Genomic DNA, 10,511 nt, shown 5'->3' with positions numbered 1-10,511 from the left:
TAGGAGATGATGTTATGAAGTTTACCATCGTCGAGAGAAAAATGAAAATTGACGACGATCTGCGGCAATACGCGCTGCGCAAGGTCGAAAAGCTGGATCGGTATTTTCATCAGGATTCCGACACGACACTGACCTTCAGCGAGCTGCGCGGCAAGCAAACCGTGGAAATTACAGTGCGTCAGGCCGGGCTGGTCGTGCGCGCAGAGGAAACCACGACCGACATGTTTGCATCCGTGGACGGTGCCATCAGCAGCATCGAGCGCCAGATCCGCAAGCACAAAACCCGTTTGGAAAAGCGTCTGCGTGAGGGCGCGTTTGATAAGATCGCGGAACAGCAGGCCGCGCTGTCGGAAGAGGATTTCGATATCGTGCGCCGCAAGAAGTTTGACGTTAAGCCCATGAGCGTGGACGAAGCGATCCTGCAGATGAATCTGCTCGACCATCAGTTCTACTTCTTCCGCAACGCGGACGACAACAATATTCATGCGGTCGTTTACAAGCGTGCGGCAGGCGGTTACGGCCTGATCGAAGGCGAGGAATAAATACACATTGGGGCGTCCAAGTGTGGACAGGCTCCATTGACACAACAAAACAAAGGCCGGCGGCACTTCTGCCGCCGGCCTTTTCTGAGGAAAGGAAACAAATGAACCTTTGTGATATTGATGTGATCCGTGCGGTGCTGGCAAAGCACGGATTCCACTTTTCTAAATCGCTCGGACAGAATTTTCTGACCGATATTTCTGTGCCGCAGCGCATTGCCGCTATGAGCGGCGCGGCGGAAGCCGGCAACGTGGTCGAAGTCGGTCCGGGCATGGGCTGCCTGACCGCGGAACTGTGCCGCACGGCAGGGCGGGTGGTTGCGGTCGAACTGGACCGCGCGCTGCTGCCTGTGCTGGATGAAACCATGGCGGAGTTTGACAATTTTGAGGTCGTGCAGGGCGATGTGCTCGCGCTCGATCTTGCCGCGCTGTGCGCGGAGAAATTCGGAGATGCACACGCCGTTGCCTGCGCCAACCTGCCGTATTATATTACCACCCCCGCAATCACCGCGCTGCTTGAGAGCCGCGCGTTTGACAAGATCACGGTCATGGTGCAGAAGGAGGTCGCGCAGCGCATCTGCGCCGCGCCCGGCACGGCGGCATACTCTGCGTTTTCCATCTATGTACAGTATCATGCGGCGGCAGAAATTCTGTTCGACGTGCCCGCGGATTGCTTTGTGCCGCGTCCTAAGGTGGATTCTGCCGTGCTGCGGCTGACCCCGCTTGAGCGTCCCGCGGTCGAAACGCGGGACGAAAAGCTGTTCTTTTCGCTGGTGCGTGCGGCGTTCAATATGCGCCGCAAGACGCTGGTCAATGCACTCGGCCCAGTACTGGGCGACCGACTTGGCAAGGACGGCATCACATCGCTCATCGAGTCGATCGGATTGAATACGCGCGTGCGTGGCGAGCGGCTCAGCCTTGCAGAGTTTGCAAAGTTGGCAGATGCTGCGGCTGAACGATTACAGGCGCAATAAAATGGTGGGCATGCAAAAAGGGATCTGACGCGGGTCAGATCCCCAGAACGAGCAGCACGCCGATCAGGATGAGCTGCTCCCAGTCCACCTCGCCGCCATCGTCGGAAAGCAGAAACCAGACGATGACCAGCGCGATAATGGTGTCCGCATCCAGACGGATGTTTTGCAGGCGGCCGGACAGACCGCGTGACAGGTCTGCCAGTACGGAGGCGGCTTGCCCGCTCTGCGGTGGGGGCGGTGGGGGCTGCGGTGGCGGTTCGTTATGTAGCGGCGCGCTGTGCGCGGCTTCGGTCAGATAGCGGTTGTACAAAAACGGTTGCCCTCCTTTCGCTTCAAAGCGCGCGTGTGTTGTCATCGGGCGGCGCAGCGCCGTCCGAGCGTCGCAGCTGGCCGAACTGGCCGAGCGCTGCGCGCGCCATGCGCGCCATGCTGACCAGACGCATGGCGTGATCGAACTGGCCTGCAACTTCATCGGTGACGAACGGCTTGAGCGCGCCCAAAAGGGCGCGCTTTTCCTGTTTCACCGCGCCTTGCCCGCTCTGGACGATCGCGCCGAACACGGGAAGCGCCCGCTCCATCCACTCGGCGGTGGGATCGTAGTCATTGACGGAGGACGGCGCGGACTGTTCCGTGCCGCCCAGCATACCGGAGACGGTTTTCATCGCGTTTTGCAGCGCTTCCGGGTCGCTCAGCAGGGAGGACAGCATATCGTTATCCATAGCGGGGCCTCCTTCTTATTTGCCGAAGATTTTTTTCAGCTGTGCGGCAAGGCCTGCGCCTTCCTCGGTCTGCATCAGCTGCCGCGCCAGACGGGCGGCTTCGCCCATATCGCCGCGTTGGGCGGCCTGTGCGGCGCGTTCCAGATCGGCCGCGTGGCGGTCTGAAATGATCCGGGCGGCCTTTTGTCCGTCCGGTGTGTGCAGAGCGGCTTGCAGCTGCGCAAGAGCATCGGCTTTTCCGGCCTGCTCCGCAATACGGCGGAGAATTTCCTCTTGATTGGGCATTTGTTCCCATCCCTTTCCATGCATCGTTTGTTGCCAGTATATGCGGCGAAATGGAAAAATGTGAGCGAGAGGGTTTACAAGCGTGCGATCCCGTTGTAAAATACTGCTGTGTCGCCGGAAAGGAGGCAGAGCCTTGAAGATACTGATTTTTTCGGATTCACATGGCTATAATGTGAGCATGGCCTGTGCGGTTGAGCGGGAGGCACCGGATATGGTGCTGCATCTGGGCGACCACACGGATGATGCGCGTGAACTTCAGCATGTGTTTCCGCAGCTGACCGTGTGCGGGGTGCGCGGCAATAATGATTTTTTTGACCGCGATATGCCGGAGCATGCGGTGGTCACGTCCGGCGGCGTGCGTATTTTTCTCACGCATGGGCATCGGGAACAGGTCTACATGCGCGAAGGCAAGCTGGTAGCACAGCACGCACGGGAAGAAAACTGCGGACTTGCCTTTTTCGGGCATACGCATCGCATGTATCTGGAGCGTGTACACGGTGTTCTGGTCTGCAATCCGGGCAGTATCAGCCTGCCGCGCGGCGGTCCGGCCAGCTATGGTCGGCTGACAGTGGAAAACGGGCAGCCGCAGCGAATCGAACTCCTTGATGAGGATGGAGCATTGTTGCGGTGTGAGAGAATTGGACATTAAAAAGCTAAGGGGAAAAGATATGCTTTTGGCAATTGACGTAGGCAACACCAATATGGTGTTTGGATTATATGAAGGGGAGCGGCTGCGCGGTACATTCCGCATTTCGACCAACGCCGAGCGCACTTCGGATGAGCTCGGCATGCAGATTTCGCAGTATTATCATTTTCACGGCCTTGATCGCAACGAGACACGGGCGGTTATCATCGCGTCGGTCGTGCCGCCGGTGATGTACACACTCATCAACGCGATCCGCAAGTATTTGCGGGTGCGTCCGGTCATTGCGGGCCGCGACGTGGATATCGGCATTGAAAACTGTTATGCAAACCCGCGCGAAGTCGGCGCAGACCGGCTGGTCAATGCTGTTTCGGCAGTACGCAAGTATGGCAAGCCGTTGGTGATCGTGGACATCGGTACAGCCACCACGTTTGATGCGATCGACGAAAACGGTGCCTATCAGGGCGGCGCGATTTTCCCAGGCATTAAGGTCGCAATGGAGGCGCTGTTCCTCAAGGCGTCCAAGCTGCCGCGCGTGGATATCGAGCGGCCGGAGCACGCTATCGGCAAAACCACGGTGCAGTCCATGCAGTCGGGCGCAGTGCGCGGCTATGTTGGTGCGCTGAGCGGCATCATCACGGACATTCGCGAAGAACTGGGCGGCAATGCGCGCGTGATCGCCACGGGCGGCATGGGCCGCATGATGGCGGAGTACTGCGACCTGATTGACGAGGTCGATCCCAACCTGACGCTGGAAGGGCTGCGGCTGATTTATGAAAACAACCGCCCGGCCTTTGAGGGGCGCGGACTGAACAGTGAAACCTGTTTGATCGAAGCAACCGAGGAAAACGGCTGGGATACCAAGTAACACCGGATTGGATAAAAAAACGACGCAGGCATGCCTGCGTCGTTTTTTGCGTTTGAAATATATTATTTTGTGACAGGATAAGAGGGGCAGACCGCACCGAGCGGGCAGTTTTCGCATTTGGGGTTGCGCGCGGTGCAGTGCTCGCGGCCAAACAGCACCAGACGGTGGCAGAAGTCCGAGGACTCAGCTGGGTCGATCAGCTTGCGCAGCGCATTTTCCACCTTGACGGGGTCTTTTTCGTTTTTCACAAAGCCCAAGCGGTTGGACAGGCGGATGCAGTGCGTGTCGGTCACAATGGCAGGCTTGCCGAAAATGTCGCCGAGGATCAGGTTCGCCGTCTTGCGGCCAACGCCGGGAAGCTCGAGCAAATCCTCCATGTTGTCGGGGACTTTGCCGTCATATTCGCTCAGCAGCATGATCGCGCAGGCTTTGAGGTCGCGCGCCTTGGTGCGGAACAGACCGCAGGTCTTGATCGCTTCCGCGATTTCCTCTTCCGGAGCCTCGGCATAGCTTTCCAGCGTGGGAAACTGCTTGAACAGTGTTTCGGTGACAATATTGACGCGTGCGTCCGTACACTGGGCGGAAAGCCGGGTGGCGAACAGCAGCTCGTAATCATGGGTATAGTGCAGCGCACATATCGCTTCGGGATAGACCTCGCGCAGCAGTTCGGTCACCGCGCGAGCGCGTTCTTTCTTGGTCATGGGAATCCTCTCCTGACAGCGTATATGATACTATCATACCATATCTGGTGGAGAATGCAAGACAAGTTCTCCAATTTAACATTTTCAACATAATGCGGGGAGAAGCAGGAGCAAAATCTATCTGTTTGCCAATAGAATCAAGGATTAAAATATGGTTTAATTAAATAGCAGAATGAAATCGCACGTTTTGGAGGTTGAAAAATGGTACGCGAAGCAATGGAATTTGTAAAGGCGTATGATCCCGAGTTGGGTCGTATGATGCAGGCAGAATACGATCGTCAGGCTCGCAACATTGAGTTGATCGCGTCTGAGAATATCGTCAGCGAAGCTGTTATGGCTGCGATGGGTTCGGTGCTGACCAATAAGTATGCGGAAGGCTATCCGGGCAAGCGCTACTATGGCGGCTGCGAATGTGTAGACGAGGTCGAGAATCTGGCCATCAAACGTGTGTGTGAAGTGTTCGGCGCAAAGTACGCCAATGTGCAGCCGCATTCGGGCGCACAGGCCAATATGGCGGTGTATCAGGCGCTGTGCCAGCCGGGCGATACCGTGCTGGGTATGAGTCTGGACAATGGCGGCCATCTGACGCATGGCTCGCCGGTCAACCAGTCCGGTCTGCTGTACCATATCGTATCTTACGGCGTGGATGAAAACGGCTATATTGATTATGACGCAGTGCGTGATCTGGCCAAGAAGGAAAAGCCCAAGATGATCATTGCAGGTGCGTCCGCGTATCCGCGTGCCATTGACTTTGCCAAGTTTGCAGAGATTGCGCACGAGGTCGGCGCATACCTGTTTGTCGATATGGCGCATATCGCGGGTCTGGTTGCAGCCGGCCTGCACATGAGCCCGCTGCCCTATGCGGACGTGGTGACCACCACCACCCACAAGACGCTGCGCGGTCCGCGCGGCGGCGTGATCCTGTCCAACAATGAGGAACTGGGCAAGAAGTTCAACAAGGCGATTTTCCCGGGTACGCAGGGCGGCCCGCTGGAGCATGTGATCGCGGCCAAGGCAGTCTGCTTTGGCGAGGCGCTCAAGCCCGAGTTCAAGGCATACCAGCAGCAGGTCATCACCAATGCGCGCGTGCTGGCAAAGGCGCTGCTCGATCAGGGCTTTGATCTGGTTTCCGGCGGCACGGATAACCACCTCATGCTGATCGACCTGCGCAAGACCGGCATCACCGGCAAGGAATTGCAGCACCGTCTGGACGAGGTGTATATCACTGCCAATAAGAACGCGATCCCGAACGATCCGGAGAGTCCGTTTGTCACTTCCGGTCAGCGCGTCGGCACGCCGGCGGTTACTTCGCGTGGCTTCGGTGAGCCGGAAATGCTGCATATTGCGGAATTTATCTGGCAGGCAGCGACCGATTTCGACAATAAGGCAGAAGAAATCCGTCACAATGTTTGCGATATTTGCGCGAAATTCCCGATCTACCGTTAAAGGCAAAGCCGCTCCCACGTCGGGAACGGCTTTTTCCCATTTCATAGCAACGAAGTGGGCAAAAAATACCGTATTTACATGTCGGTCAAGGAGCGGTTTTGTAGAAGGTCAACAATCGCCTTGCGCTTTTGCAAAGATATGGTATACTAATAAAAGCGTTATTGAAAGTTAATTCAATGACTTTGGAGAATATGAACGAAGGGGAAATGCAGTTATGTCGATGGAATTGAAACTGACAGGATTACAGGGTTTTGTGGGCGAGGAAGAACTGGCCTGCATGGCGCCGCTGGTGAAGGCGGCACAGGATACGCTGCACAACAGAAGCGGTGCGGGCAATGATTTTCTGGGCTGGGTCGACCTGCCGGAAGCATATGACAAGGAAGAGTTTGCCCGCATCAAGCAGGCAGCCAAGAAAATTCAGCAGACCTGCGATGTGCTGGTTGTGATCGGCATCGGCGGTTCCTATCTGGGCGCACGTGCTGCAATCGAGTTCGTTAACGGCCAGATGTATAACGGCATCCGTCCGGAGGGTATCCCGGAGGTTTACTTTGTTGGCAGCAACATCTCGTCCTCCTATCTCAACGACGTCATCAAAATCATCGGTGAGCGCGACTTCTGCATCAACGTGATTTCCAAGTCGGGTACGACGACCGAGCCGGCCATCGCGTTCCGCATCTTCAAAAAGCTGATCGAAGAGAAGTACGGCAAGGAAGGTGCGAAGGAGCGCATCTTCGCAACCACCGACAAGGCGCGCGGCGCGCTCAAGAAGCTTGCGGATGACGAGGGCTATGAGACCTTTGTTGTGCCGGACGACGTTGGCGGCCGTTTTTCCGTGCTGACGGCGGTTGGCCTGCTGCCGATGGCGGCGGCCGGTTTGGATATCGACGCGGCGATGGCTGGTGCGGCTGAGGCACGCAAGGCGTTTGCCGAGGGTACCGATCACGACTGCGCCAAGTATGCAGCGCTGCGCAACATCCTGCATCAGAAGGGCAAGGCAATGGAAATTCTCGTCAACTACGAGCCGGCTCTTGTTATGCTCGGCGAGTGGTTCAAGCAGCTGTTTGATGAGTCCGAGGGTAAGGATCACAAGGGACTGTTTGCAACTTCTGCCAACTTCTCGACCGACCTGCACTCGATCGGTCAGTTCATTCAGGATGGCACCCGTAACATGTTCGAGACTGTGGTTTGGGTCAAGGAGCCGCGTTCGGAGAGCTATATCGAGGAGACTGCTGAGGATATCGACGGCCTGAACTATCTGGCGGGCAAGAGCGTGCAGTTTGTCAACTCCAAGGCATATCAGGGCACGCTGATGGCGCACATGGACGGCGGTACGCCTAACATCATTGTGGAGATCGACAAGGCGGACGCATGGCACTTCGGTTATCTGGTTTACTTCTTTGAAAAGGCCTGCGGCATTTCGGGCTATCTGCTCGGTGTCAACCCGTTCAACCAGCCGGGTGTAGAGGCATACAAGAAGAACATGTTTGCGCTGCTGGGCAAGCCGGGCTTTGAGGAGCGCCGCCGCGAGCTGGAAGCGCGCCTGTAAAAGGGAACGCATTCAGGTTTGCTCCAATGACACAGACAAAAGACGGCGCGGTTATCGTTGCACGCAGGCCGCATATGCCGTCATGGGATGTACTGCGTACCGCCGCATTTGCGGCGGTCGCGGTGCAGCATATATTGGGTGCATACGCACGTCGGTATGACATCGGTTCGAGCGAAAAGGTGATCATTGCCGCTTCGTTTGAGCCGCTTCGTTTTGCAGTACCGCTGTTTGTGATGCTGTTCGGCGCGGCATTGTTTTATGTTTATCGGGAACCGCCGCGCTATGCGCCGTATCTGGCAAAGCGGGTGCGGCAGCTGGTGATTCCCTATGCGATATGGACGGCGGTGTATCTGTGGTACGCGGAAAAGCCGGTGACGCTGCGCGGCGTAGCGCGGGGCATGGTGTATGGCGACGCGAGCTATCATCTGTGGTATGTGACGATGATTTTGCAGTTCGTCGTGTTGGTGCCTCTGTTTTTTGTGGCGCGGAACGGATTGCGGCGGTGCTGCACGACCAAACGACGGTTGATTGTGGCGTCTGCGGTACTGCTGGGTGCATGGCTGTTGCTGCTCGCTTTCCGTCCGAGTGATGGCTGGGCGCATCAGATTTTGGTCACTTGGCGCACGCGCGGCTTTTTGCTGTGGACGGGCTATTTTGCGTTGGGCGCGCTGTGCGGTTTAAGTCCTGAAATCTTTGCCAAATGGGCGCGTCGGCTGATCGTGCCAACGGGGCTGATAAGCGTGGGCGCGGTGGGCTATGCGATGTGGCTGAGCGTGCGCGCAGTGTATCAGGAGGGCGCGGTCAATTTCAACTGCGTCAGCTATTTTTCGCCCGGCTATGCGGTGTTGACCATGGTTTCCATTCTGTTTTTATACGGGGTGGCGGAATGGCTGGCGCGTTGGCGTGCGGTGCAGCGCGTGTGCGGTTTCGTGGGAAAGCATTCCTATGAAGCGTACTTGGCGCATGTGCTGGTTCTGACCCGTTGCTCGCGCTTTTTGCTCGAGCATTGGCCGTATATGAACCGATATGTGTTTTATGGGGTGCTGACTGTGTGTACGATTTTGGGTGCGGTGCTCATCGCATGGGCGGTGGACAGTCTGGTAGCGATAGTACGTCGTGGAATTCGGAAAATCCGCGGTCAAGCCAAAACGTGATTTTACATAGAAAGCGGTCGCTTTATGCGACCGCTTTTATTTTGCCCGCTTTTCCCGCATGCAAAAGTATGATATACTGCTGGTACGATTGATAGGGGGGTATGGCAGTGGCAGAGAACAAGACGGGGTTCGAGCGCTTTCAAACGGGTTTCCTGTATTTCTGGGTGTATGCGGCGCTTGGTTGGATTTATGAGGTGTTTCTGGAGGTCGTGGTATACCGCTGGGGATTTTCCAACCGCGGTTTTCTGTTTGGGCCGTATTTGCCGGTATACGGGATTGGGGCGCTGCTGATTCTGGGGTGCTTGCGCGGACTGTCGCGCAGACCGCTGTGGGTTGGCAGGGTCAATATAATGCCGGTTGTGGTGTTCGCCGCGGTGGTCGTGCTGACGACCGTTGTGGAGCTGATTGCCAGTTATCTGCTTGAGTGGACGACCGGCGGCTGGCTGTGGGACTATACGCGTTACACGATCCAGTGGCAGGGGCGCATCTGCTTGTCGGCTAGTCTGCGCTTCGGGGTGGGCGGTATGGTGATCCTGTACGGCTTGCAGCCGCTGCTGGAAAAGGGCATGACGCGGCTAAGTGAAAAATGGCGGCAGATTTTGTTTACAGTGCTGTTCATATTATTTGTCGTGGATTGCATCTGTCGTGTGTTGTGATGCGGAGCAGAAAAGGAGAGGACAATGAAAAAGATTTATCTTGCAGGCTTTGATGTGTTTGCGCCAGATGCGGTGCAGCGTGGTGCGAAAATGAAAATGATGTGCGCAGAAAAGGGCTTTGTCGGCCTGTATCCGTTTGACAACGAGGCGAATACTGCGCAGGAAATTTTTGCGGGCAACTGCGGGCTGATCGACAGCGCGGATATCGTCATCGCCAACCTCAACCCGTTCCGCGGGGCAGAGCCGGACAGCGGCACCTGCTTTGAGGTCGGCTATGCCATTGCCAAGGGCAAAACGGTGTACGGTTATGTGTCGGATGCGCGCAGCCTGCGCGAAAAGCTGGGCGAGCGGGATGAAAACGGCTTTTCGGTCGAGAATTTCGGCCTGCCGCTCAATCTGATGCTGGCTTGCAGCGCGCGCATTGTCGAGGGCGATTTTGCCGCAGCGCTTGCGGTTTGCCGCGCAGAACAGGCATAAAAAAAGACAAAACAGGCAAAATAAGTTCCGGTGATTTGTGATGAAAGGACAAACAGCGGGACTTTTTTTGTTGGGAGCAGGTGGATATTCGCTCATCGAGATCCTTTGGCGTGGCTACACGCATTGGACGATGGCGCTGACCGGCGGCGCGGTGCTGGTCGGGCTGCACCGGCTGCGCAGTCATGTGCGTGAGGAAAAGCCGCTTGCGCGCTGCCTGTGCGGCGCGGCATGCATCACAGCGGCGGAATTTGTGGTCGGCTGCACGGTCAACCGCGTTTATCACATGGATGTGTGGGACTATTCGCAGGAAAAGGGCAATATTCAGGGACAAATCTGTCCCAAATATGCGGCGCTGTGGACATTGCTGGCCGCGCCGGTCATGCTGCCCAAATAAATGCTTGCCAAGCGGACGTCACGGGCGTATAATAGCGGTGGCAATACGCCGGAAAGGAAGAAACGCCATGCTGATCGCAGTGAACGCAGGAAACAGCCACGTTTTGCTG

Annotated in this window: 14 protein-coding genes; 10 read left to right on the top strand and 4 right to left on the bottom strand. The window is 56.6% G+C overall.

The features are described from left to right. Positions 1-14 precede the first annotated feature (14 nt). Positions 15-542 (top strand): ribosome-associated translation inhibitor RaiA, encoded by a 528-nt coding sequence (gene raiA / locus ABGT74_RS06610; protein WP_297283250.1) that lies wholly within the window; start codon positions 15-17, stop codon positions 540-542. 101 nt (positions 543-643) lie between these two features. Beyond that, positions 644-1,513 carry a 16S rRNA (adenine(1518)-N(6)/adenine(1519)-N(6))-dimethyltransferase RsmA gene (rsmA, locus tag ABGT74_RS06605; RefSeq protein WP_346704946.1) on the top strand — a complete coding sequence of 290 codons (870 nt, stop codon included), beginning with the start codon at positions 644-646 and terminating at the stop codon, positions 1,511-1,513. Between the two features lie 34 nt (positions 1,514-1,547). Here the strand turns inward: rsmA and ABGT74_RS06600 are convergent, their stop codons facing one another. The 3 genes from ABGT74_RS06600 to ABGT74_RS06590 are packed head-to-tail and all read right to left on the bottom strand — an operon-like array spanning position 1,548 to position 2,517. Then, complete coding sequence (locus ABGT74_RS06600) at positions 1,548-1,823, bottom strand: hypothetical protein (RefSeq protein WP_297283248.1); 276 nt, start codon at positions 1,821-1,823, stop codon at positions 1,548-1,550. Positions 1,824-1,845: 22 nt separating this feature from the next. Further along, the gene (locus ABGT74_RS06595; RefSeq protein WP_297283247.1) at positions 1,846-2,232 is read right to left on the bottom strand and encodes a hypothetical protein; all 387 of its coding nucleotides are present in this window, start codon (positions 2,230-2,232) and stop codon (positions 1,846-1,848) included. A 15-nt stretch (positions 2,233-2,247) separates the two neighbouring features. After that, a complete protein-coding gene (locus tag ABGT74_RS06590) occupies positions 2,248-2,517 on the bottom strand; it encodes a hypothetical protein (protein WP_297283246.1) in 270 nt (89 codons plus the stop codon). 133 nt (positions 2,518-2,650) lie between these two features. Between ABGT74_RS06590 and ABGT74_RS06585 the strand changes: the two genes are divergently transcribed. Both ABGT74_RS06585 and ABGT74_RS06580 read left to right on the top strand, forming a co-directional pair. Then, positions 2,651-3,166, top strand: coding sequence for a metallophosphoesterase (locus ABGT74_RS06585; RefSeq protein WP_297283245.1), 516 nt, complete (start codon positions 2,651-2,653; stop codon positions 3,164-3,166). A 19-nt stretch (positions 3,167-3,185) separates the two neighbouring features. Beyond that, positions 3,186-4,028, top strand: a complete 843-nt coding sequence (locus ABGT74_RS06580) for a type III pantothenate kinase (RefSeq protein WP_346704945.1) — start codon at positions 3,186-3,188, stop codon at positions 4,026-4,028. Between the two features lie 62 nt (positions 4,029-4,090). Here the strand turns inward: ABGT74_RS06580 and nth are convergent, their stop codons facing one another. After that, on the bottom strand, positions 4,091-4,729 hold the full coding sequence (gene nth, locus ABGT74_RS06575; RefSeq protein WP_346704944.1) for an endonuclease III: 639 nt from the start codon (positions 4,727-4,729) through the stop codon (positions 4,091-4,093). Between the two features lie 201 nt (positions 4,730-4,930). Here nth and glyA point away from each other — a divergent pair, with 201 nt between their 5' ends. From glyA to ABGT74_RS06545, 6 genes are all read left to right on the top strand, one after another. Continuing rightward, entirely contained in the window at positions 4,931-6,175 is a 1,245-nt protein-coding gene (glyA, locus tag ABGT74_RS06570; protein ID WP_346704943.1) for a serine hydroxymethyltransferase, read from the top strand. A 214-nt stretch (positions 6,176-6,389) separates the two neighbouring features. Continuing rightward, positions 6,390-7,721 carry a glucose-6-phosphate isomerase gene (locus ABGT74_RS06565; protein WP_346704942.1) on the top strand — a complete coding sequence of 444 codons (1,332 nt, stop codon included), beginning with the start codon at positions 6,390-6,392 and terminating at the stop codon, positions 7,719-7,721. 26 nt (positions 7,722-7,747) lie between these two features. Next, positions 7,748-8,875: an acyltransferase gene (locus ABGT74_RS06560; RefSeq protein ID WP_346704941.1), complete on the top strand. Its 1,128-nt coding sequence runs from the start codon at positions 7,748-7,750 to the stop codon at positions 8,873-8,875. Positions 8,876-8,982: 107 nt separating this feature from the next. After that, a complete protein-coding gene (locus ABGT74_RS06555; RefSeq protein WP_346704940.1) occupies positions 8,983-9,531 on the top strand; it encodes a putative ABC transporter permease in 549 nt (182 codons plus the stop codon). A gap of 24 nt (positions 9,532-9,555) precedes the next feature. Continuing rightward, positions 9,556-10,008: a nucleoside 2-deoxyribosyltransferase gene (locus ABGT74_RS06550; protein ID WP_346704939.1), complete on the top strand. Its 453-nt coding sequence runs from the start codon at positions 9,556-9,558 to the stop codon at positions 10,006-10,008. Between the two features lie 40 nt (positions 10,009-10,048). Beyond that, the gene (locus tag ABGT74_RS06545; RefSeq protein WP_297283237.1) at positions 10,049-10,402 is read left to right on the top strand and encodes a hypothetical protein; all 354 of its coding nucleotides are present in this window, start codon (positions 10,049-10,051) and stop codon (positions 10,400-10,402) included. Positions 10,403-10,511 lie beyond the last annotated feature (109 nt).

Origin of the sequence: uncultured Agathobaculum sp., assembly GCF_963927765.1 — a bacterium.
GTDB lineage: Bacteria > Bacillota > Clostridia > Oscillospirales > Butyricicoccaceae > Agathobaculum.
The sequence above is the reverse complement of the archived record's forward strand: the minus strand, read 5'-3'. Positions and strand labels throughout refer to the sequence as shown.